Source organism: Calditrichota bacterium (genome assembly GCA_013112635.1).
Lineage (GTDB): Bacteria > Calditrichota > Calditrichia > Calditrichales > J004 > JABFGF01.
Map to the genome: position 1 here is coordinate 427854 of JABFGF010000002.1, position 25536 is coordinate 453389.

General features: G+C 38.3%; 20 protein-coding genes. 3 read left to right on the top strand and 17 right to left on the bottom strand.

What is annotated here, in order from left to right; genetic code table 11:
* Positions 1 to 43: 43 nt before the first annotated feature.
* Positions 44 to 3664, bottom strand: a complete 3621-nt coding sequence (locus HND50_07090; protein NOG44978.1) for a nitrate reductase subunit alpha — start codon at positions 3662 to 3664, stop codon at positions 44 to 46.
* A gap of 27 nt (positions 3665 to 3691) precedes the next feature.
* Entirely contained in the window at positions 3692 to 4534 is an 843-nt protein-coding gene (locus tag HND50_07095) for a cytochrome c (protein ID NOG44979.1), read from the bottom strand.
* Between the two features lie 340 nt (positions 4535 to 4874).
* On the opposite strand from HND50_07095, the gene HND50_07100 reads away from it, so the two are divergent.
* Genes HND50_07100 through HND50_07110 form a run of 3 tightly spaced genes read left to right on the top strand, consistent with a single transcriptional unit; the run spans position 4875 to position 6484 of the window.
* A complete protein-coding gene (locus HND50_07100) occupies positions 4875 to 5570 on the top strand; it encodes a CPBP family intramembrane metalloprotease (protein NOG44980.1) in 696 nt (231 codons plus the stop codon).
* A 20-nt stretch (positions 5571 to 5590) separates the two neighbouring features.
* Positions 5591 to 6016, top strand: coding sequence for a DUF2752 domain-containing protein (locus tag HND50_07105; GenBank protein NOG44981.1), 426 nt, complete (start codon positions 5591 to 5593; stop codon positions 6014 to 6016).
* Positions 6017 to 6025: 9 nt separating this feature from the next.
* On the top strand, positions 6026 to 6484 hold the full coding sequence (locus HND50_07110; protein ID NOG44982.1) for an RDD family protein: 459 nt from the start codon (positions 6026 to 6028) through the stop codon (positions 6482 to 6484).
* Between the two features lie 59 nt (positions 6485 to 6543).
* Here HND50_07110 and rmuC read toward each other — a convergent pair whose 3' ends face one another.
* The 15 genes from rmuC to HND50_07185 form a co-directional block, all read right to left on the bottom strand.
* Entirely contained in the window at positions 6544 to 7737 is a 1194-nt protein-coding gene (gene rmuC, locus HND50_07115; protein NOG44983.1) for a DNA recombination protein RmuC, read from the bottom strand.
* Positions 7738 to 7850: 113 nt separating this feature from the next.
* The gene (locus tag HND50_07120; protein NOG44984.1) at positions 7851 to 8171 is read right to left on the bottom strand and encodes a hypothetical protein; all 321 of its coding nucleotides are present in this window, start codon (positions 8169 to 8171) and stop codon (positions 7851 to 7853) included.
* Between the two features lie 61 nt (positions 8172 to 8232).
* Entirely contained in the window at positions 8233 to 9360 is a 1128-nt protein-coding gene (locus tag HND50_07125; GenBank protein NOG44985.1) for a sodium ion-translocating decarboxylase subunit beta, read from the bottom strand.
* Between the two features lie 12 nt (positions 9361 to 9372).
* A complete protein-coding gene (locus HND50_07130) occupies positions 9373 to 11220 on the bottom strand; it encodes a biotin attachment protein (GenBank protein ID NOG44986.1) in 1848 nt (615 codons plus the stop codon).
* Complete coding sequence (locus HND50_07135; GenBank protein ID NOG44987.1) at positions 11217 to 11429, bottom strand: hypothetical protein; 213 nt, start codon at positions 11427 to 11429, stop codon at positions 11217 to 11219. The genes HND50_07130 and HND50_07135 overlap by 4 nt, the downstream gene beginning before the upstream one ends.
* A 260-nt stretch (positions 11430 to 11689) precedes the next feature.
* The gene (locus tag HND50_07140; GenBank protein NOG44988.1) at positions 11690 to 12865 is read right to left on the bottom strand and encodes a response regulator; all 1176 of its coding nucleotides are present in this window, start codon (positions 12863 to 12865) and stop codon (positions 11690 to 11692) included.
* A gap of 138 nt (positions 12866 to 13003) precedes the next feature.
* Complete coding sequence (locus HND50_07145) at positions 13004 to 13813, bottom strand: response regulator (protein ID NOG44989.1); 810 nt, start codon at positions 13811 to 13813, stop codon at positions 13004 to 13006.
* Between the two features lie 24 nt (positions 13814 to 13837).
* Positions 13838 to 15388, bottom strand: a complete 1551-nt coding sequence (locus HND50_07150; protein ID NOG44990.1) for a HAMP domain-containing protein — start codon at positions 15386 to 15388, stop codon at positions 13838 to 13840.
* 312 nt (positions 15389 to 15700) lie between these two features.
* Positions 15701 to 16798 (bottom strand): hypothetical protein, encoded by a 1098-nt coding sequence (locus tag HND50_07155; protein ID NOG44991.1) that lies wholly within the window; start codon positions 16796 to 16798, stop codon positions 15701 to 15703.
* Positions 16795 to 18039 (bottom strand): Ni/Fe-hydrogenase cytochrome b subunit, encoded by a 1245-nt coding sequence (hybB, locus tag HND50_07160; protein ID NOG44992.1) that lies wholly within the window; start codon positions 18037 to 18039, stop codon positions 16795 to 16797. Before hybB ends, HND50_07155 begins: the two co-directional genes overlap by 4 nt.
* Position 18040: 1 nt before the next feature.
* A complete protein-coding gene (locus HND50_07165; GenBank protein NOG44993.1) occupies positions 18041 to 18940 on the bottom strand; it encodes a 4Fe-4S dicluster domain-containing protein in 900 nt (299 codons plus the stop codon).
* On the bottom strand, positions 18941 to 19288 hold the full coding sequence (locus tag HND50_07170; GenBank protein NOG44994.1) for a hypothetical protein: 348 nt from the start codon (positions 19286 to 19288) through the stop codon (positions 18941 to 18943). It lies immediately after the preceding gene.
* Positions 19289 to 19481: 193 nt separating this feature from the next.
* Entirely contained in the window at positions 19482 to 20852 is a 1371-nt protein-coding gene (locus HND50_07175) for a sigma 54-interacting transcriptional regulator (protein ID NOG44995.1), read from the bottom strand.
* Between the two features lie 160 nt (positions 20853 to 21012).
* Positions 21013 to 22248: an HD domain-containing protein gene (locus tag HND50_07180; GenBank protein NOG44996.1), complete on the bottom strand. Its 1236-nt coding sequence runs from the start codon at positions 22246 to 22248 to the stop codon at positions 21013 to 21015.
* Between the two features lie 141 nt (positions 22249 to 22389).
* A complete protein-coding gene (locus tag HND50_07185; protein NOG44997.1) occupies positions 22390 to 25230 on the bottom strand; it encodes a S9 family peptidase in 2841 nt (946 codons plus the stop codon).
* Positions 25231 to 25536 lie beyond the last annotated feature (306 nt).

Consider the following 25536-nt stretch of genomic DNA (forward strand, 5'->3'; position numbering starts at 1 on the left):
TTTACCATTCTTTTATAAGTTTTTTGGTGAGTTAAGAATCATCTTAAAAAACCACTTTTGTCATTTTTTTAACTACAACATGAGTATCCCGGTTAACAGCAGTTGGACCCCAATAATTAAAGTGATAGGAAAACTGTCCATAACCGCCAGCTAACAGGTTTGGCTTTAAATGGATACGGGTAAAGCTGTTATGGCCACCGGCACGTTTCATTCCGCGCTCAGGAGATTTTGGAATACCTACTGTCCTTTCCGGTACGTGGTATACTATACAAACACCAACCGGTATACGGGTACTGACAACCGCACGTGTACAGTAAACACCATGATCGTTAAAAACTTCCACCCAATCATTATCTTTGATACCTAATTCTTCAGCATCCTTTTCACTTAACCAGCATGGTTCACATCCACGGGAAAGAGTAAGCATGCGCAGGTTTTCCATATATGTAGAATGGATATGCCACTTGCCATGAGGCGTTAAACAATTGAGAACTTTAGCATCCTTATCTTTTAATGTTTCGCGCAAGTCGCCATAAACTTCCCATTTTGGTGATGGTTTATATGTCGGTAAGTGTTCCCCATAGGCAAGGTACATTTCATGGTCCAGGTAAAAATGTTGACGGCCCGTTAGAGTGCGCCATGGCACCAGGCGGTCCACATTATAAGTAAATGCGGAGTAAGCCCTGCCGTTGTTCATTAAGCCAGACCAAAGCGGGGAAGTGTTATAACGGCGTGGTTGTGCCTGTAATTCTTCATATGTTATTTTTACATCCTTGCTGCCTTCCGCAAGATCGGTAAGTACAAGGCCTGTGCGCTTTTCAGCATTTTCATAGGCACGGTAATTTAAGATACCATTGGTAAGGGTAGACATATGTAACAAGACATTTGCCGCTTTATTTGCTTCCTTTAAAGATGGATATTTTTTACCGTCAATTTCTTCCACAACAAAATGTGGCGATTCGATCATCTCATCATAAGCATCTTCACACTGGTAACTGTTACCGTGGGCACCTAATCCATTTACCCTAACTTTTGGACCAAAAGAAATGAACTTGTCATAAAGTTTTGTATAATCACGTTCAACAATGGCGATTTTATGCATCGATTGACCAGGAACAGGTTCACATTCCCCATCATACCAGTCTTTCATATCCGGTTGGGAAACTTCATCGGCTGAATCGTGGCTAAGTGGTGCTGTGATTATATCTTTTTGTGGTTCGGCCAAATGCTTTTTCGCTGTTTCACTTGTTGCCTTGGCAATCTCTTTAAAAATATCCCAATCGCTTTTAGACTCCCAAACCGGTGCAATAGCTGCAGAAAGTGGGTGAATAAAAGAGTGTAAGTCTGTGCTGTTAAGATCTGCTTTTTCATACCAGGAAGCTGCGGGTAAAACTATATCCGAGTAAAGCGCAGACGAATCCATCCGGAAGTTTAAATCAACAACAAGGTCCATTTTACCTTCCGGGGCAATATCGTGCCACACAACTTCATCCGGTTTCTGGTCGGTCATATCTTTACCGATGGCGTTGGAATGTGTTCCCAGGTAATGTTTTAGCAAATATTCATGCCCTTTCATGCTGCCCATTATTGCATTACCGCGCCAAATATACCAAACCCGTGGATGGTTCTCTTCAGCATCCGGATCGCCGGCAGCATAACTAAGCTCTTTGGATTTTAATTTTTCGAGAACATATTTTTTAATTTCATCATCATTTTGCGCACCATTTTTAATAGCTTCTTTAGAAAGCTCTAAAGTATTTTTATTAAACTGAGGGTAGAATGGCATCCAGCCCATCCGAACTGATTTATAGATTAAATCAGCTGTGTGCCTTTTAGTTATATCATTTTCTGGCACAGTATTGTAGTTGGAGGCTTTTCCGTCATAACGATATTGGCATGTATTAATATAATGCCAAATTGGTGCCTGCTGAACACGTACGCCACCAACCCAATCTTTGGCCAAAGCAATTGTACCCCAGGAATCCATAGGAGCAAGCTTTTCCTGGCCTACATAATGATTAAGCCCTCCACCGTTTCTACCGACACAACCACATAACATAAGGGCCATAATCCCGGAACGGTAAATAAGGTTGTTATGGTACCAGTGGTTTATACCGGCACCGATTATGATCATGCATTTACCTTCGGTAGCGATTGCTGTTTTAGCCCATTCACGGGCAAAGCCTTCTACTGTCTTTGCATCAACACCTGTAAAAATTTCTTGCCAGGCCGGTGTATAGGTAGCATCTTTATCTGTATAATCTTTTGGATAATCACCATACAATCCACGGTTTACACCATATTGCCCCATTGTTAAATCATAAACTGTGGTCACAGCAATTTTTTTACCATCATCTGTTTCAAGATAGCGAAACGGAACGCCCCTGGTGTGTTTACTATTGAGCGCGAAATCTGTAAAATCAACCTGGCCAATACCGTCATTCTTGTCAAGAAATGAAAGGACAGGATCATATGCCTGGTTATTGGCGCCATCTTCATATTTCATATTCCAGTTACCCTGCTCTTTATCCCAGCGGTGCCCCATACTTCCTTTGGGCATAACAGGGTCGCCAGTCTTCTCATCAATATTCAGGAATTTCCAGGAACCATTATTGACATCTTTATATTTCGAAATACGTTTTGCGCGGACAAGCTGACCGGCCCTGTATTTGCCATCAACTTCCTGCAGCTCAACCAAATAAGGGCTATCAGTATATCTTTTTACATAATCAATAAAGTAAGGCGCTTTCTGTTCATGATGGAATTCTTTAAGGATCACATGGGTAACGGCCATCCAAAAGGCACCATCACTCCCGGCATGAAGTGGAACCCATTGATCCGCATACTTGGCTACCTGGTTAAAATCCGGTGCGAATACAACTGCTTTGGTTCCATTATGGCGTGCCTCTGCAAAAAAGTGCGTATCCGGTGTGCGGGTCATATTTAAATTTGCACCCATAACAGCGATAAATTTAGAATTGTACCAGTCGGCACTTTCACAAACATCTGTCTGCTCACCCCATATTTCCGGTGAAGCATTTGGCAGATCGCAATACCAATCATAAAAACTGAGGTTTACACCACCAAATAATTGCAGAAAACGGCTACCTGCCGCATAGCTTAACATCGACATCGCAGGTATTGGAGAGAATCCGATTACCCTATCCGGGCCATGTTTTTTGGCTGTGTATATATTAGCGGCAGCCATTATTTCCAAGACCTCGTCCCAGGTTGTTCTGCGGAAACCACCCTTTCCCCGGGCTTGCTGATATTCCCGTCTTTTTTCCGAATTATTTTGCAGGCTTTCCCAGGCCTTAACGGCATCGCCCGTTTTCTTTTTCTCTGCACGGAAAGCGTCAATCAGTGCCCCACGCACCAATGGATATTTTATCCTAAGTGGACTGTAAAGATACCATGAAAAAGAAATACCGCGCTGACATCCGCGTGGTTCGTAAGGAGGCAGGTTACCCTCCAAAAGAGGATAATCGACCTGTTGTGTTTCCCAGACTACAATACCTTCTTTTACATGAATTTGCCATGAACATCCACCTGTACAATTAACACCATGTGTACTGCGGTAGACTTTATCGTGCTGGAAACGGTTTCTATAAAACTCTTCCCATTGACGGGTTTCAGGAGATAGTACATCTTCAATCCAACTCATAGAGTATAATCCATTTTTAATACTTGATTAAATTGATTTAATTTGCCGTTCATAAATTTCATGATTAACGCTTTTTTTCTTTCTGCTTCCCCAAAGACCACCAAAAACAAATAATAAAAATACGGCTCCGCCAAGTCCCCAAAAAAGTAATCTAAAGCCATATCTCTTAACTTTTTGTGAATCTTTTACTTCATCTACTTGCTTTAGAAAAGCACCCAGGTTAGCAATTTCAGTTTTTGTTAAGGGATTATTTTTATAGGCCTGGCTCATAGCCGGAAAAGGAGGGTTTCCAAGAATAGCCTGGACTCCGGCTTCTTTTAAACGGGTATTTACATCTGTTAAATCAATGGCTAAAGAGGCACCCGCAGTCACATTGTCATTTTTTACATGATGACAAATGATACAGTTTGGGCCATTGTTTGTAAATCTGATATCCCCTTCGAAAAGTTTTTCGCCATTTCGACTGTCCCCAATAATTTCTTCTTCGGTAGTGTTTGAGATAGGACTAATTCCTTCTCCCGGCCCGCCGGGACTATTAGCCGCAATATATGAAATTATAGAGCGAACTTCAGCAACGCTAAAGGGATTATCGGGCATGGGAATTTTATTATATTCTTCAAACAAGGCTGTAGCAACCGGGTCGCCACTTTTAATGACACTCTGTGACGATTGTACAAACTTGATAATCCATTCTTCAGAACGTCTGTTATGCACATCTGCTAAGTCAGGGCCTATTAATTTTCCCTGGCCAATTGTGTGACATGCAACGCATACTCTTTTGAATAAAGACTCGCCAGTATCTTGTCCAAATAAAAAAGAAACCCCCAATAATACATATATAAGACTCTTAAATCTGAAATATTTTTCCATAATAGCGGCATTCTTGATTTATGATTTTTTTAGTTATTTTTATGGTTATGACGTAACAGAAGCTATAAATAAAACAACAAACACTAAAAGTCGTAAGATGGATTAGAACATATGTAATGAAAATAAAACAGTCAATTTTTTTTTGAGCTTACACAAAATAAGCAAGAAAATTGCTCTTCTTTCTTGATTTAAAAACAAATTTTTTCTATCCTAACAAGGTTGTTTTACTACCGCTAAAAAATCTTTATAGTCACTATTGTTACATATCTTTAGCCTTATTAATAATGGATCCAGAGAGGAACGCCCTATCGACCCACACTATTCAATTGTGAATCAGTCAATGAAATATCCATCTTTTAAAACTGCATTCTGGTTAATATTTATTTTGATTATTTCAATGCAAATAATTCAGGTTATTTATTCATTACAGGTTTATGGATGGAATGTGGATTCTTATCCACCCAAATACTATTTACATTTAGATCTTTTTTCAATCGGCTGGTATATTGCGTCCGTTATTTTAGTTGGTTTTAGTTTTTCATTGCAAAACTTATCAGCACATATTTTTTATAATTTCAACTTTGATTTCTTAAGAAAATATTTTATCCAAACCATTAAATATTTTGGAGGAGCTGCTTTAGCTGTTTTAACTCTTTCTTTTATTTTCCCTGAACCCGAGTTTTATATTGACGAAAACTCTGTTATAATGAATGTGTTAGCGGTTTTTGTTACTGTAATAATGGCTCCCGTTTGTGAAGAGTTAGTATTTAGAGGCTATCTTTATTCTGCGATGATCCCGGTATTTAAGAGAAAAAAAGAACGTCTTGTTGTAAATGCAATGTTATTTGCCAGCGCCCATGTTTTTTTTGTTAGCTTTGTTTTTGGAGAACCCGTTCCTTTTTACATTTTTATTCTTGGATATTTAATTGCAAAGCTTTATGAAGAATCAAGATCGGTTTTGCCGGGTATACTTTTGCACCTTTTAAACAACGGTCTTGTGGTTATAATTGATTTTATCAAAACTGATCTTAATTAGAGAAATACAAGAAAGGCCTTTTGGAAAACATTTCAAAAAAACTTCAATTACCCTTTTCGGCCCAAGCAAAGTATTTTAAATATCGTGGACCTGCGATAATTGGGTTAATAATACTTTTCCTTTTACCATCCGATGGGTTTGGATTGTCTGTGTGCTGGTTTAAAAACTTATCCGGCATACCTTGCCCTGCTTGTGGGATGACTCGTAGTATGACCTCTTTTCTACATTTCGAATTTTTAAAAAGCATTGTTTACCACCCAATGGGGTTCCTTACAGTTTTCTATTTTTTGTCAGTAATAATTACTAATAAAACAGATTATTTTAAAAACCTGGCTATAAAAAACTCAGTGAAAGTTCCTCAGCTATTTTCCTTTAAATTTGTAGCGGCCATCTTTATCTCAATTTGGATAATTCGTCTATTAATAAACTTTACTACTCAACCTTAGGAGGTGCTTATGGAAGAACAGATTCAAAAGAAACCGGAGTATGCAAATATACTCACCCGATTTGGAGCAATACTAATCGACGGTTTAATTATGATTCCGTTTTATATTCCGATTTTTGTAATCATGCCAATGCTGGAGGAAGGTGTTGAACCACCAATGTTTGCACTTATTGTATTTTTTGCAACGATTCTTGGCGCTATTGTTTTCGGAATCTGGAATACAATTGTACGCATGGGAAAAACCGGTCAATCTCTTGGCAGGAAATTTTTAAACATTGCCGTTCTTTCTGGAGATTTACAACCGATTGGCGTTGGAAGTGCGGCTTTGAGGGAAATTATTGGTCGCTGGATTTCAGGAATGGTTTGTTATATTGGCTATCTAAATGCTTTTTGGGACAAAGATAACCAAATGTGGCATGATAAAATGGCAAGCTGTTTCGTTTACTATGTAGAAGAAAACTACTCCTGACACAAAATTAGTATTTTACTCTATCAAGGTTGTTCGTATAAACTTACAGCCTTGATAGTTTATTCAAACGTGGTATCCGGTAAAAATGAGTTTGTTTCCGTCCGGATAGAGTCAATTTTTTGTAAGGGCTTTTCAAGTTGATTGCTGCGCACTGTATTTAATTCAAAAAACTCTTTTTGGGCCATTTCTATTTTGCGGCCCATACTATCCATCTTCTCTTTAAATTTATCCCATTGTTTATTGAAATCAGAAAGCAAATCCAGAATTTGAGCAGCCGTCTGTTCCAGATTAAAGTTTTCTACTGCCTGGCGGATTACTGCAAGAATTGCATAAAGCGTAACAGGTGAGCTGAGGATTACTTTATTTTTCAATGCATCATCCAACAGACCCTGGTCATGTTCATTTATAAAAGCATACACTTGCTCATTGGGGATAAACACAATCATATAATCCACAGTGTTGTTTGCAGGATTTATATAATCACGGGTAACTACGTCTTTTATCCTTTGCCGCACATCTTTTAAAAACTGGTTTTTAAATTGATTTCTTTCAAGGTCATTATTTGTTTCCAGGTAAGATAAGTAATTGCTAAGTGGAAACTTGACATCCATATTTACAATCAGATCATGTGGGAGTAGAAATGTAAAATCCGGACGTGAGCTGGAGTTTTCCAGGCTTTTTTGTTTACGATAATTTATCCCCTCAATCAATCCTGCCATCCGCAGCACATCCTCAGCCATACGTTCGCCCCATTGGCCCCTTCTTTGCGAATCACTCAGGGCATTATTCAGTTTATTGGTTGTATCCTGCAAATGGCGTGTTTGCTCAACGGAGTTTTTTAACTGTTCACTTAGCTGGCCATAACTTTCTTTTCGTTCATTTTCTATTTTACCAACAAGCTCCTGAACTTTGTTTAGCTCCGATTTCATTCCTGTCAGTGTTTGGTCAATCAATGCCTTTTTACCTTGCAGATTTTCTTCACTGCGGCGCGATTGATCCTGGAATTTTTGATTGGCAAGTTTTAAAAACTCATTGGTCGATTTGCTTAGCACGTCCATCGACAAAGCTGAAAACGATTCACGCAGTTGACTAATTATTTTTTCAAGTTCCTGAATTTTCTCCAGTTGTGATTGACGGGCTAATTCACCTGCAAATTCTTTTACCGATTTTTGCTGACGCGAGTAAATTAGTGCGGTTGTGATAACCCCAATAATTAGTCCGAAAATAAACAAGCCTATTTCTAATAAAGGCATCCGTTCCTCATAAATTTAAATGTGGTTTGAAGTTAACAGAAAAAGTAGATAATTGGAAGTAGGAAAAATAAATAAAAAACGCAGGCAAAAGCCTGCGTATATAATAAAAAAAATTATTCTTCGATATGCCTGATAGGATCAGGTAGTAATGGGGAAGGCCCCCAAATAACAACATCAAGGTTCTTTACAAAAGTACGGAACTCTGCTGTAATTTTTTGAAACTCCGGTTCCTGGGCCAAGGCTGCATAATGTGCCAGGCTTTTCCAAACAGAAGTTCTACGTACGTGAGGAGAACCCATCATATTGCGCTGAGCATGAAACTCTATAAAACCATCTGCTGACACCATCATATTAGTTGCTTTGCGTGCCAGCCTGGCATAAGCATTTTCATCTATTCCTGCCAGAAAATCATATGTAAAAGCGACTTCAATCATTTTTAACTCCTTTTGAAACTAAGAGAAATATTTGTTATTTAATTGCTCGTTATGGATGTAATTAAAAAAGTAAACTTAGGAAAACCCCCGCTGCAACTGCTGACCCAATCACACCTGCAACATTTGGCCCCATTGCCGCCATAAGCGGATTAACCCGTCCATCGGTTTCTTCTGAAACAAAAGTCTGCACAACTCTTGCTGCCATTGGTACTGCAGAAACACCTGCGGCTCCAATACAGGGATTTATTTTTCTACCTTTTTTCAAAAACAGATTAATAAATTTTGCAAAAACCACTCCACCCATTGTACTAACCGTAAATGCAACCGCACCCATTGCCAAAATCATAAGTGTCTGAGCTGTTAAAAAGCGTCCGGCATCCATAGTCGCCCCAACAGTAAGCCCTAAAAAGATTGTAACAATATCGATCATTGGGCCACCGGCTGTTTTTTTAAGACGTTCGGTTACACCACTTTCACGGATTAAATTACCAAACATCAACATACCAATTAACGGGGCGCTTGATGGAATTGCCAATGATGCAACAACTCCGGTGAATATTGGGAAAATCAATATAGCCGTTTTAGAAACCGGCCTGGCCTGTGGCATGTCAATCAATCTTTCTTTTTTGGTGGTTAACATGCGTATAATTGGCGGTTGAATAATTGGAACAAGCGACATATAACTATAGGCTGCCAATGCCACCGGGCCCAATAAATGAGGGGCAAGTTTGCTTGCCAGAAATATTGATGTAGGTCCATCAGCGCCACCAATAATACCAATAACGGCTGCTTCTTTTAGATTAAATCCAAACAAATAAAAAGCACCAATAGCAGCAACAAAAATCCCAACCTGTGCAGCAGCACCCAACAAAAAAGTTAGAGGCCTGCCCAATAAAGGCCGGAAATCGGTAAGCACACCAACACCTAAAAAGATTATTGGAGGAAGCAGTTCTGTTTTAATCCCCGCTTTATAAATAAGGGAAATAATTCCATTGTCATTTGAACCCATCTCTGCCAAAGGCAGGTTCGCAACCAGTATACCAAAACCAATAGGGATCAACAATAAAGGTTCATACTCTTTGGTAATAGCCAAAAATATCAGAATGCCCGCTATCGCAAACATTACCCAGTTTCCCCAAAGCATATGGGCAAAGCCGGATTGACTTAAAAGATTAATTAAAGCATCCATTTTATTAAACCTTTATGCAATTGTTAAAATCGGTTGAGTAGAATCAATTTCATCACCGATTTGAATAAAAACAGCTTCGACTGTTCCAGAAACCTGAGATTTAATATCATGCTTAGCTTTCATTGCCTCTATCTGTGCTACAACCTGCCCTTCCTGAACAGAGTCTCCCGCTTTGACGAGAATATCAACAACATCAACCGTTCCGGCAAAAGTTGAAAAAACAGGTTTGCCGTCTACAACAGGTTCTTCTTTTCGAGCTTTAACCACAGTTGGCTTATTATTCCCATTTTTGGTCATTGGTTCCAGCGTAACCATAAAAGTGCGTGATTTGCCATTTTCTTCAATAACACATTTTGTTTTAACCGGGCTGGTAGCAGGTACCGGAGCGGCTGGGGCAATTTGTGGTTGTGCTACAGGTTTAGCTTCTTCTTTCTTTTTCAAAGGAATATCAATTTTACCTTTTCCTGTCAGAAACCGGATACCTTCATTTACTTCAATTTTCTTGCCGGGGACCATTGCCGCCAGTACAAGAAAAGTGTTAACATCATTTACTTCAAGGTCTCTTTCTTTCAATGCATCCTGTGCCGGCTTAACATTATTTGCGGCTGCTTCGAGCGGATCACCTTCAAATACAGGTAGTTCAAGTTGCTTGGATGCTGCTTCAACAACCTTCGGATCCGGTGATAAAGGTGTTTTACCAAAATAGCCGAGTACCGCGCGGCCATAACCCGATTCAATTTTATTCCAGCGTCCATACATCACATTATTGAAAGCTTGTAACCAGTATTGCTGGCTTCCGGGGGTAACACTTGTCCAGGCACCACCTGCTTCAACAACAACAGGAAACTCGGCAAGCACATCGCTGTATTTGCTTAAAATTCCTGCTTTTACCATCATGTGAACATTTGGACCTATTGCGCCTCCAGGCATTGGAAAACCAAGAACACGTGCATCAGCTGTGGTTGTTGTTGGGTTAAAATTATAATCTTTTAAGCCTTCGTTTAAAATATCTTCTATCCCATGAATTTTTGACACATCTACATCAAGTGAGTATCCTGTTCCTTTTAAGGCATGGTCCAAAGAGCGGATATCTGGTTGAACAGTTCCGCTGGCCATTGGCCGGATTGATACATCAACTCCATCAACACCACCTGCTATACCTGCCATATAACAAGCAACAGCCATACTTGCGGTGTCGTGTGTATGTTGCCACAAGGGCATTTCGGGAGGCATAATTTTCTTAAGACCAACAACCGTATCATAAATAGTTTTGGGATCCGTTGTACCACTGGCATCTTTAAGGCAAATACTGTCTATTTGCATGCCACTTTCTAACAGCCGCTTACCAATATCAATATAAAAATCTGCCGTATGCACCTTTTCCGATTTAAATGGCAGTCCCATAATAGCAATACAAACCTGGTGATGCATCCCTGAATCGATTATGGGCTTACCCGTTTTAATCAGGTTTTCGACATCATTCATATAATCAAAATTTCGATCATAGGTCGTGCCATATTTATGCATTAACTTTGCTTGTAAATCAAGACCCGGCATTGATTGAGTCGTTAATGTTACGCCGGAAACCGACCGTGTTAAAATTTGAAGTTCAACATCTGGGCCGACGGCATCACGCATTGCCTGCATTGTTTCAAACGGATTTTCACCTAAATAAAAATAAGGTGCCTGGTATCTTGCTCCACCACCAAATTCAATATGTCTGATGCCTGCATCAACGGATGCTTTCATTGCAGGTAAATAATCATTTAGTCTTACTTTGCCTCCAAATGAACTTTGTAAGCCATCTCTGAAAGGCGTAAACATTACATTTATTTTTTTTCCTGATTGGGTATAGATCATTTTATTTCCTCAATCTTAGTGATTTTTGTTCCGGGATAAATTGCAGCGTGACTTGTTGTGATTGCTGCATAAATTGTTGTGTCTTCTTTTAATTGTCTGAAAGGAAAAAAGCGGGTTATTATTTGAATCGAAACAGCTAATCCACCAAGAATCAGAAAAACTGTTATTATGGCTGAAATGCAAATGGATAAAATATCCGGAGAGCCCATTATGTATCCTTATATTTATAATCTGAATATTTCAATCATGCAATTTACAAACTAATATTGGGTGTGGCAACTGTTAATCAGTTTTCTTGATGATCTATAAGTAAAACATTTATTCCCGTTTTTTAGCATGGCTTGTTATAAATAAATTCCGATCCCAAATTTTGATCTGGCATCGGAACCTAAATCTGAATTATAAAAAATATAAATTGCTTAACCGGCTAAATGTACATTTAACAACCTGTAAATGAAATTAAAATCATTTATTCATGATGTACAAAAAAGTCATTAACTATCGCATTCAAATCCTTCTCCTTTAAAGCTTCTAATTCACCAAGATACAAATGTCCATCCGCAGGAACATTTTCTTCATCTGCCGTTGATGTGACAGATTTCTTTACATAATCATGTAAACGTGAGATATCCTCATTAAAAAACTCAACCGCCGTTTGGCCAATTTTTAAATCCTTTAACTCATCATCCAGGTTGCTGGCTTCAATAGTACAAATTGAGTTTTTCTCATAAGCGGAAAAATCTAATAGATCCAAATCATCCAATAAAATTTTATTAATTCCTGACACTTTTCCACTAATGGGCGAATTAAATGGAATTGAATGTGTCTTTTGTTTAACAGTAAACAGCAGTTGTCCTTGTCGTACTTCCATTCCTGGATTCGGGAAATCTATACTATCAATTTTTCCTATTATTTTTTTAGCAAAATCGTCTATTCCAATATCAACTTTTCCATTGGCATTTACCGTGGCCCAGCAATGGCCTTTGGAAATAAATACGCCACCGGGAATTGAAAAAGCGACTGTATTTTTAGATTCATCTTCTAAAGAATGTGTTATTGTTACTTTGGTTTTAAGCTGCTTGGCCAAACGTTCTTCTCTTTTAATATTAAACTTTTTAACCAGTGCCAGCAATTCATCTTCAGTAAATGGTTTTTCTACATAATCCATCGCGCCATACTTCATCGTCTCCACTGCTGAATCTACAGATGCATACCCGGTAATAATAATTACATCAATATCCGGTCTTAAATGTTTTACACTTTTGCAAACATCCTCTCCACTCATTGCCGGCATTTTTAAATCCGTAAAAACAAAATCATAGTGATTTTTTTGGATTAATCCCAAGGCTTCCTGACCAGTTTCAACTGTGTCCACAGAATATCCTCCAAGTACCAGAATTTTTCTAAAACTGCTAAGAATTATTTCCTCATCATCCACCGCTAAAATTTTTGCAATTGGATTATCAACATCTACGCGCTTCAAAGTTTTGGCTTCATGGCTAAAATCCAGGTTAAGGTTAACAGCCAAAATTTCTTCTCTTTCTTTGCGTAAACGCTTTTCTTTCTTTTTGCGTATTATTGATCGGATAACAAGATCCGAAATAATAAACAAAACTACTGCTACGATTAAAAGTAATATTCCCATAATGCCCTCCTATTTTAGGCATGTTATTTCGTCAATTGGCATTCTTATTTTGATCCTGAATCGACCATACTCCAGTACTAAAAAAACAGTTAAAATCCAAGACCAAAACATTTCAATTATTTAACACTTTTTTATCCATTAAATCCGATCTGAACTGCATGGAACCAGGTGTTTGGATTCAAACTCCAAATTGCTTGGTACGATGATATATAACCAACCTCTAAAATATGGATCTTTCTCAACCAGCGTGAAGTCACCAATAACATGTTCATTTCGTTTAATAATTCTTCCGCTTAACGGTGAAAGTACACTATGCACTAATTCATTATCCGAGGTAATCTGGCAACAATTATTGCCCTGGATTATCTCCCCATCGAAATCAAGCATTTCAATATTTTTAATATTCTCTATTGTTCTTAAAAAAAGATCGGTTATACCAATTTTAAAAGAGCCATCATTTTCTTTAAAAGCCCATGTTGAATATCCTAAGCGCAAATACCTGGGTGGGCATGGGATATAAGAAACCATTGCGTTTTTCTTATTTGAATCGAAAAAATATGAAGCAACCTGTTTTTGGATTTTGGCATAATTTAAACCACGCTTTAAACTGCTTATCAACTCATCAAAAGTAAAAGGTTTTGGTAGAAAGTCGATGGCGCCGTTATATAATGATTTCACCGCATTCTCAACTGTAGAAAACCCGGTTGTAATAATAACAGGAATTCTAATTTCTTGTTGCCGTAGTTTTTCCAGTAATTCAAATCCATCCATCTCAGGCATCATTATGTCACATACAATCAAGTCGTAAACGTTTGATTGAATCATTTTGAATCCGGAAAGTGCATCCTCTGCAACATCCACATGCCATCCTTCAGCTGAACAAAGCTTGACTATGGAATCCAGTATTACTCTTTCATCATCGATGGCAATAATCCGCTTAGTTTTCATTTTTTCCTTGTAACTAAAATTTTTTTATGATTTTGCTATTGGCAAACGGACAGTGAAAGTTGTTCCCTTGTCAATTTCACTCTCAACCGTAATCCGTCCATTATGATTATCTATTATGCCCCAAATTACCGCCAGCCCAAGACCAGTACCTTTTTGTCCCTTTGTTGTGAAAAACGGATCAAAAATCTTGGCCAGGTTTTCTTGCGGAATGCCACAACCATTATCTTCTACCCGTATCTCGATATATTCTTTCTGGCCTTCGTTTTCAATGGATTGCCAGTATTGCCATTCGCACCCTTTTACAGCACAACCTTGCACAAGCCCTTTTCCGGGAACTTCAAAGAAGTAAACGGGACCGCCACATTTGGGGCATTTTTCCTTTTTGTCCAGTAAGGATGCATTACACTTAGGACAGGAAAACTCAACCGCTGAATTAGTTTTTATTTTTAATCCGTAATGATTGCGGTTTTTTCCATAAATAGGATCAATATTGATATAACCCTCCTTTTCGTTAACCCGAGCCTGCAATCTTATCGAGGGCATACTTTTAATTTTTACAGTATGGTCTAGCAGATTATGACCTTTGGGGCATAATGCATTTTTAATTTGAGTGATCCCGTATGGAGGTAAACTGATCAGTTTTGCGCTTATTGAAATAAGTCCGTCATTTTTACTAATGGCATGGTTGGCATTTACAATCAGGTTTATTAGAACCTGCTGCATTTGGTTTGCATCGATATAAACATCCGGCAGGTTTTCATCATATTTTTTAATCAGTTTTATATGGTTCAGGCTTAACTGGTTTTCCACCACCGTAATTGCACGGTCTACAATATTAGTAATTTGAATATTGTTTTTCTTTGGCACCGATTGCCGTGCAAAATCTAAAAGACCTTTTACGATTTCTCTGCTGCGTTTGGTTTCACGAACTATAACTTCCAGATCATCATGAAAATCAGAATTGTTTGCAGTTCGTTTTAACAAAAAACTGGAGTATGTTAAAATTCCCGTCAAAGGATTATTAATCTCATGAGCAACACCGGCTGCCAACCTTCCAAGCGAGGCCATTTTATCTGATTGAAATAATTGCAGTCGTGCTTCTGCCAGTTTCTTAGTCATATTATTAAAAGAACGGGCCAAAATTCCAAGCTCATCTGCGCTATTGTTTACCACTATAAAATTCAGGTTTCCGGAGCCTACATTTTTTGTAGCTTCTACTAATTCTCGCACCGGTTTATCAACCCAGGTGCGTACAAAAAATGAGACGACAATACTTATACAAAGGATTGCTATGCAGGCAAACAAGAGCATCTTTAGTTTTGCGATCTCAATTTTCTGATCAGTGGATGATAAACTTTCGGTAATATCGATAACACCTAAAACAGCCTGATCGGGTTCATGGGCATGGCAAGGGGCTTCATAGCACGATGGCTCATTGTAAATAGGATTAATCGTTCCCATTACCCGGCAGGAATCCGTTGTAAAAATCCTGGTCCGGTCTGCAATGGAAAGTTTCTTGAGTGGCTCGTCTGATGCGTGGCAGGTAAAACAGGCTTCCGCTTTCTTATCAACCATTAACCCGATATGGTTCTGATTTGAAGAATAAATCACCTCGCCTTCTTTATTAAAAACGCGCACTTCAAGAATACTTGGCTGGTTTCCAACTGTATTAATAATTTTATGCAGATGATCGCGATTGTTTAGCAGCATATCGAAACGTGTACTGCTTTTCACAGTCTCGCTCAACTGGCTGTTATTATGCTCAATCTCAGCTAACAATATTTCGCTTTGCGATTGGATTGTTACAAAAGCAAAAACACCGATGATTATTGTGATTGCTACTCCAACAGCAAAGATTAGTTTTAAGCCAATTTTTACAAACATGTCTCACTCTCTAATTCTTTTCCCGGGTTTCCGGTTTGGGTAAAAGTAATCATCATGACACTCATTACATGATGGTTTTTCCTCATAGCGGGAGTCTAAATGGCAATCTATGCAATCGTTATCAATATGGTCCTCGTCAAGTACCAAACCTGTTACTTTGTGATTAAAGCTTCCATCTTCCCAGTTTTTATGACAAGAAATACAGTCTTTATTTAAATTTGAGAAGGAGTTGTTTTTATGGCAGTTAATGCAACTTAATTCTTTGTGAAAAGCATTTAGACCCCAACCATGGCGAGCATGATCAAAGGGCTTTTTTTCTTTTGTATCATGGCACTTTTCACAATCATCATCTACTTCAGCCTCATGACAATTGATACAATTATCGTGTTCATCATTTTCTACCGATACAGAATCTTTTGTTTTATCATGGCAACGACTGCATGTTTCCCCCGCATGACAATCAACACATTTAAAACCAAATTTTTCTGTGTGATCATCATGGAAAAATGTTACGACCGGGTAATCTTCTTCATCTGTCTGGTATACTATTTTTTGGGGAACCACTAACTTTTCATGGCTTTTCCCAATAAACTCGGATTTGCTTTCACTGATATTTCCACGCTTTTCATGGCAAATTGTGCATTTTGTTGTATGCCCCCATTCACGATGACAATTAAGACATTGCCGGTGATATGCTCCTTTTAAACCGGGTTTACTTATGTCTGATTTTTTTTCTGGTTCATGGCAACTAACACATGATAGAATTTTTCCAGGCGGATTAAAGTGATGGCAAGATTCACACCCACCGGCCATTGCAGCCATTTCTGCATGAAGCTTATGTGTAAAAACAGACGGTTCGTATAAATCCATTAAGGTATCAATTACGAACAGTTCTGAAGCTTCATCAGCAGAATGATCCAGTGTAATTCCATCCCTTCGGAAATCCGGGAAAAGTTTTAAACAAGGATTTTTATGGGTTGGTTCTGAACAGCTGTGGCACTCCCTGCAATTGATATCTGCGAGCGAATGATGTTTGTCCGATCCAGATTGCGACCAGGAGAATGAAACCAATACTATAAAGAGCCAAATAAATAGTCTCATTTAATTACCCCCTTCAGTGCAAAACGTGTTTTCTTTGTAATTTTCTGAACAGGCTGGCTAACAACAGGAAAGATCATAACAATGAGCCTGTATAAGAGAATTTCAAGCGAAATAAAACCCAGGGTTACGGATATTTCACCAATACTTGGCCAGTAGGATTCTTTCGCATAAAGGGGTGTATAGGCTACAATAAAATTATTAAAGCGATTGATAAAAACACCAAATATCACCAGGTTTGAGGCAACAAATATCCAGAATGGCGACTTAAGGACTTTATCCCACAAGAAAAGACGCAAAGGAAGAATTATGCCAATGAGCACTTCAATAACCCACATGACACTTGCAACATTTAATTCATTCAAATAAACATAAGTCTCACGAATTGCCATATCGCCTAACTTAAAAGCGAGATAAATAAACAACATCGGACCAACAAATCTGCCAAGTTTAGCCAGCACATTTATTTCAGGTTTTAAGCCAAATGATCTTGATGAAATAAGTGATTCCATTATCACCATAGGAAACCCAACAGAAAATGCTGAAATCAAATACATTAATGGAGCAATGGGCGACTGCCAAAGCGGATGGATTTTGTCTCCTGCAATCATCATCAACGTACCAATCGATGATTGATGTAAACAGGAAAGGACAACACCGAGGATTAGGAAAAAGAAAATCGCTTTATCCATAATCCTGTCCAGCAAACGGAGGAGAGAATCTGTGGCTTTATTAAATATTTTTAAAAAACCTTTTAAGTGAACTTTCCCAATAAAACGTTCCGTAATAATAGGTAAAAATTCAATATACAAAACCGAAATATAAGCCATCACACAAATACCAACTTCAAACAAGACAGAGTTTCCATTCCACATATACAAAGGATGATATATAAAATAATATCTTCCTAAATCGAAAAAGACACCAAGCCCGACAAATGTATAACCAAGCATGGCAGTAAGCAGCGCCGGGCGAACTATATCATGAAATTCTTCTTTATGGAAAATATGAACCAACGCTGCTGTGGTGAACCCGCCGGCCGCAAGTGCCACACCAGCTGCCACATCAATTCCTATCCAAATTCCCCACGGGTATTGATTATTAAGGTTGGTTATTGAACCAATCCCAAAGATGAACCTGAGAGCTGCAAATACTAATCCGTTTATCATTAACAAAGTAAGAACGACTACACCTGGTGTAAAAAAACGGGTTTTAATCTGTGTGGCTTTTAAAAAGGCTTCCATACTAATCTCCCGCTCCATCATTGTTTTTATCTTTTCCCAACCACATTATGCCACCCAGCAAAGCAAACAGAGATACAGGCGGAATGAAATATTTGAAGATCCCATGTTGGAGGGCTTCTGATGCACCCGGTGCCGGTTTACTGGAGCGCACAGGTAATTCCAGATCTTTAAACTCCCTTGATGCCAAATACATCCAGGATGTACCTCCTGCTTCATTTTCTCCATAAACATGGTTGATATATTTTTCCGGATGGTCTGCAATACGCTTATGAGCCAGTTTTATCAGTTCATATCTTTTCCCATAAGTCAATGCTTCCACCGGACAAATATCAACACATGCAGGAAGCAGGCCTTCCTTTGTCCGATCAAAACAAAAATCGCATTTCATAATCCGCGGTTGAACTGCTTTTTCATATTCAAATGCAGGTATTTGAAATGGGCAAGCTACCATACAGTATCGACAACCGATACACTTATCACTATCCCAGACAACCGATCCATTTTCTTGTTTTGAAAAGGCCCCCACAATACAGGCCGATACACAAGCCGGGTGATCGCAATGCATACATTGTACTTTTACATTAATTGGGAACTCCTCTTCTTTCGGGTTATCAAACTCGTTCACGACGGTTAATGCATCTACTTCAGGTCTTCTATTTTGCTCAAAAACGGATCGGTCATCGTAATCTGCCTCATCCCCCGATTGAATATCATGTGCATTTTTACAAGCAAATTCACAACGCCTGCAACCAATACATGTTGTTGTATCAATCAAAACACCCATCCGGTCATCCGAAATTATATTTTTTGGGGCGGCAATTGCCTCATTAGTTTTTAAGCCACCGGCAGCAGCTCCGATTAACCCTACCGACTTTAAAAAGTCACGTCGCGATTGTGTCATCTATTCGTTCTCCTTTTCAGGTTCCCCAGGCATTGAAAAAAGTGCCTTAATATCTTTTCCTTGTAAAACTGCATTCATGATTGGATTTATATCACCACAAATAAAAGGCGTAACTTTAATACTCTTATTGCGGATATTTTCCAGAATTGCTTTTGTAATCCCACCGCAAATAAACAAGTCAACATTTAATATTTTTAGTAGATCAATCCTCTGAAACAGTGTCAGACTTTCAACATTTATTATATCCCTTTCCGGGTTATTGCCTTCGTTTTTGATAACCAAAAGATTAGCGGCTGTATCAAACAAAGGTGCGACTCGGTTTTGCCAAACCGGGATAGCAATTATCATAGCATATCCTCCTGCTTGTGCATTAGGCAAAAGAAATGCCAAAATATTATTCTGCCAAATAAATGGTTATAAGTCTTTAAGAATCAATAACTTTGATTTGTAAATAAGAGTAGGGAGACAGAGTAGCATGGTGAGTACAAAGCTACTGTACAGGGTAGCAAGGTAGCGCGAAAGCTACCCTATGGTTTGGGCTTTATTTGCTAAATCGCCCATCTTTGGAAGGAAGGCATATATCCAGTTTTTTAATTTTTCGAAAAAGTGTTGTTTTATGCATGCCTAATTCTTTGGCGGTGGCTAAACGGTTCCAGCAGTTTTTTTCCAGACAATCCAAAATAGTTTTCCGTTCAACATCTTTTACAGTTGGATTGATGACATCAACGATATGAGTTTGATTAAATTGTTGTGTTAATTCATCAGGCAATTGATCACATTCAATAATATTTTTCCGGCACAATACCATGGTTCTTTCAATGATATTTTCCAGCTCGCGAACATTGCCCGGAAAATGATATTTCATCAAAATTTTCAAAACATTTTCAGAAACCATTTCAATATTCTTGCCCATAATATTATTGTATTTGCCAATAAAATGTTTCACAAGATGAGGTATATCTTCACGTCTATCTCTCAGAGGCGGGATAACTATTCTTATTATATTTATCCGGTAATACAAATCGCTGCGGAATAAACCTTGTTCTACCAATTGTGATAAGTTTTTATTAGTCGCAGCAATTACCCGTACATTTGCCCGAACAGGTTTATTGGATCCTAATGGTTCGTAAACATGATCTTGTAAAACACGCAATAACCGCACTTGAAATGCAGGGGAGACATCACCAATTTCGTCTAGTAAAATTGTACTTTCTTCGGCCTGGGCAAAGCGACCTTCTTTGTCATTTTTTGCATCGGTAAAAGCACCGGCTTTATACCCAAATAGTTCCGACTCTAATAATGTATCAGGCAATGCGCCACAATTTACAGCAACCATCGCTTTGTTTTTTCGGCTACTGAGATTATGAATTACGCTGGCAAAAAGATCTTTCCCTGTGCCGCTTTCTCCTTCAATCAGCACAGTACTGTCACTCTCAGCAATCTGAGGCAAAATATCAAAGATTCGATTCATCTCTTTATTTTTACTAACTATATCCGCGTAAGAATAACTGCCCTCAAGTTTCTTACGCAGATCAATTACAGCACTTTGATCCCTAAAGGTTTCAACACCACCAATAATCTTGCCTTGTTTGTCTTTTAATAATGCAGTTGATATACTTATAGGAATCTGTATTCCATCGGAATTGACGATGAATATTTTTTTAGAAACAATTGCTTTGCCGGTTTTCATTGTAGAGCTAAGCAAACAGTTTTTCTCACAGACATTTGTGCGGAAAACATCATAACAAAATTCATTTATTGCTTTTTCCCTTGCTACACCTGTTATCTTCTCAGCCGCTTTATTAAAAGACGTAATTCGCATATCGCCGGTGGTAGTAAAAACACCGTCTGTTATATTATCCAGAATAATTTTTGTAAAATCTTTTGAGGTTTGGGGTTCCTTGCCACTCATCGTTAATTTCCTGCAATTGTTCGTTGTTATTCGCACCTTTAATTTACAAAAAAAAAGGAGCATAAGCACTAAATGAGTGCTTATATATGTAACTGAAAAATTGCAAAATTAGATTTGGCAGGGTGAGAAAAATGTGGTTGGATCAAACAAAAAAACAGAATCAGTTTTCGTCAGGATAGCGTTGTTGTATGGATCGCATTACATCAACATTTTCAAAAAATACTTCAATAAGGTCCGGATCAAATTGGCTTCCGGATCCTTCACGTAAAGCTTCAAATACTTGTTCTTCTGTCCAGGCATCCTTATAAACGCGCTTAGAAGAAAGTGCATCAAAAACATCAGCGATAGCAACTATGCGGCCAAATAATGGAATTTCTTCTTCTTTTTTACCAAGAACATTCCCATCCTTATCTTTGTGGCCCGCAAGTCCTTCACCAGAATCAATATCAATATAGCCAGGATATCCTTTTCCATCCCAACGCTCATGGTGGTTTAAAGCCACTTCTTCAGCTATTTCATCAAACTCGGAACGAGCGCCACCAAAAAGCTGAGCGCCAAGAATTGTGTGTGTCTTCATTACGTCATATTCTTCTTCTGTAAACCTTCCGGGTTTTTTGAGGATATTATCTGATATGGCTACTTTTCCTACATCGTGCAACATGGCAGCCATTCTTAATGAATCTTTCTGAGAAGAAATCTGTTCTTTCGAAATTCCTTTTTTATGAGCGTAAGCCTCATATATTTCCAGAGAATAAGCAGCAACGCGATTTACATGAGGGCCTGTTTCTTTAGGATCACGCAATTCTGCCATACTTATCATACGCATGATTGTAGTACGGGTGAGTTGTGCTTTTTCAATGGCATTAGCGGCATAATTTGCAAAGTGGATAATAAGCGGCTCATCTTCATCCATAAATGCAATAATTTTATCTGCATCGTCCTGGGCATTAATTAACTGTAAGACACCAATAATTTGTTTTCGGGTATTTTTTAAAGGAACGGTTAAAATAGATGTTGTGTGGTAACCAACTTTTTTATCAAAATCACTATTGAATGCAAACGGCAAAGATGGAGAAATTTTATAAGCATCGGGGATATTTGAAGTTTTACCGGTGTTTGCAACAAAGCCCGCAATTGAATTATTATTAATCGGCATTGAAAAAGTTGTATAGATTAACTTTTTATTAGGTCCCAGCTTTGATCGCAAAGTATCATTCTGCGCATAGCTGAATTTTAACATTTCCCCTTCTTTAATATAAATCGATCCGGCATCGGCATGTACAAGGCTTCTTGCCTCGCTCAATATTTTTTCCAGGAGAACATCAAGATCACTGATTTGGCTAACTTCCAGCCCAAGTTGGATTAACCTGGACAGTTTTTCTTTTCTGTCGAGCATGTATTGTTCCTAAAAGTTGGGGACTGTAGTAAAAGTATAGTGTTTTTATCGGGTCTTTTATTTCAGGATTCTATTAATCGAACAGTAAGTGTAAATTATTTAGCTACTTCTTACAAATAATTATAAATAAAAAGAAGAAAACTATTCTATAAACCCCTCAGTACCACTGATTTTTCCTTTCTTTAGCGCTGGTACGCCTTCTTTAATCCAAACCGGAGCGGGCGCACCTTTGAGAAAATGATCAAAATATTGCTGCAGGCGAATGGCCCAATCTTTTTTATTTACAAATTTTGTAGGCCAATGCGGCTCATTATTATAGGTGATCATCCAGCTTGGTTTGCCGAGACGGCGTAGTGCCGAAAACAGCTCAATACCCTGATACCATGGAACATGGCCATCGTGATCATTGTGCATTATCAGTAAAGGTGTTTCAACCTGATCCATTCGGAATAATGGTGAGTTATCGATATAGCGCATCGGGTATTCCCACAGTGTTCCCCCAATCCTGCTTTGAGTTTTTTCATATTGGAACATACGGCTTTTACCTGTTCCCCAACGGATTCCACCATATGCACTGGTCATGTTTGCAACGGGCGCACCGGCTTCAGCTGCTTTAAACATATTTGTGCGTGTCACCAGGTAGGCAATCTGATAGCCGCCCCAACTGTGGCCCTGAACGCCAATATTTTCTTTGTCCACAAAACCCATTTCCAGAATATGATTTACGCCGGGCAAAACAGCATTATAAGCGCTTTCGCCAGGATAGCCTTCTTTATATGGGATATCAGGAATAAAAATCACATAACCTCGGCTGGCATAAAAGCTAAAATTAATTATAGATCGGTGCGGCTCTGGCATCCAATGTCTAAAAAGATTATCTGAATTTTTTTCATAAAAATAAACCAGCATTGGGTATTTAACTGATGAATCAAAATTGGCTGGTTTAATTAAATTTCCTTGCAGCTTTTTGCCATCCAGCGAATTCCACTCAACTTGTTCTGCAGAGCCCCATAAATAATCCTTTTGTTGTGGATTTATATCGGTTATTTTTCGGGGATTTGAAAAACTCAAATCAGAAACCCAGTAATCCGGAAACTCCCTGAAATCTTCACGTGAAAAAGTAACCTTATTACTATCTTTTGCTTTGCGCAGATGAGAAAATCTTTTGGGCATATATATTTTTCGGTCCGGATTGGATTTATTTTTTCTATTGATCGAATAATAACCCGCTTCTTTAGTCTCATCTTGAAAAGCAGACAGGAGCATTTCATCAGGAAGGAATTCTTCTTCAGGGTCAAGTTTAATATATCTGAAGCGTAGTTTGTTTTCACGGCCAAACTCTCTTGTAACATTTACCGGTTTTTCCACTTTCCCGGGTGTTACATTCCACAGATCATATTTATCATAAAAAATAAAGGATTTATCATTTTCCGTCCAGCCTGCAAAACCATATGAGTCTGCTTTGTATGGCCAATCATGTTTTTCGTTATAAACGGGTGTATTTAGGTTTTTGCATAGATTATTTCTTTGAAGTGTTTTTGTATTAAGTGTGTTCCAGGTAAGTTGGTCTCTGTCCCACCAAAAAAGAAATTTTCCCTGCGGCGAGATTTTTACTTTGTATTGAATTTTCTCGAGAACTTTTTTGGCTTTGCCGCTATGCACATCTACAACAAATGCGTCATAATAATCCGGATAATCCCAGGAAATATTTTGGCGATATGGCAAATGGGTTAAACCTAAAGCAAAGCCACCATCACCTTTCCGGCTGATTTGAACTTCGGGAATTTCCAGCGTGGCCAACTGGATCATTTTATTTTGAGTCAGTTTATAAATGGCTTTGTACGAACGTTTCTTTTCGTCTTTCAATTTCTTCAGTTGCATAGGCTGCACGTACGGGTCTTTCCAGTGCCAGACATCCAACCCGGGCATTTCATCCAGGGAATCATCTTCTTTTTCAGGCTCGGGTCGCGGCGCAATTCCAAAAATGATTCGCTTGCCATTATCAGAAAATTTCAATTTTGCATGCTCACTTACCCACCAACCTTTTGCTAATCCTCTGTTCTTTTCATCAACAATTTTGCGTGCGGTTTTTTGTTTTTCTTTCCAGTAATACAAAGCATAAGATTGTTGTTTGGTTTTAAATGAGTCCACATTGGAAACGAAAGTCAGCTGTTTTCCTTGCTCATCCCAGGTTAGGTTTTTGTAAACTCCCGGCTTCTGTAACAATTGAGAAACTTTGAGATTATTCAAATTTACGACACTCAATCCATCGGCCAAACTGTCTTTATTCGCCGTGGCAAATGCCAGGTAGCTGCCTGTTTTAGAGAAAGCATATTCAGTGATATTTTCAAAAATGTGTTCTGTTTGATTGTTATAATCAAGCAAAACAAGATTTGTCCCTTCTGCTTTTTTCTTTTCATCTTTATTTTTTGGCTTTTCCGTTTCACCATCCTTCTTATTTTCATTCTTGGTGGAATCAGAAGCCGCTTCAGATGAGTCAGCACTTTCATCTTTAAACTTTGCCAGCCAGGCCAGCCAGCGGCCATTATCCTTTGACATTTTGTAAGATTTTACCGGTTCTTTAACGGTCACTTTGCCGGATGATAAATCAATAAAAGCCAGCGAATCCTGCGGATATTTTTTATCTGTTTTTTTAATTTTATCTTTCTTCGCTTTTTTCACACTATCCAGTTTTGCACGGATTCTGAAAGCAACAAAAGTAGTACTCTTATTAAAACGTGCCGAATCTGCACGCTGTACAACTAATTTTTCATTTGTTTCCAGATTGATAAACTGAGCCTGACCGTCACCATTATCCGGTTTTATAACAGATAAAAACCATTCTCCATTATCAGAAATGGCATTTTGTTTAGGCCTGTTCCAAAAATCATACACATCATGATCCAAAGATTTTTGTTGTTGGGCTGAAATAAGATTTACTAAAAGTGTAATAAATAGAAAAGAGATAATATATCGCGTCATAGTTTTGTCCGGTTTGCTTAAAGAGGAAAAGTTTAAAGATACGATAATGGAGTGAAAAGTTCTACAAAATCAAAATGAACATAAGTTGTGTAAACTGACGGAAACCAAACGTACTGAGATTTGTTTTTGATGATAAACAACTTCTAAAGTATATTGTGGGCATATATATGATGATAGAATATCGATAGCACCAAATTATCCGTAATAAACGAAATAAACCAGACTATATATCCGCACTAAACGCAATACGTTTAGCAGGATGTTGTGCTGCATGCAGGGAGACTGCTACAATTGACAAATTTCGGA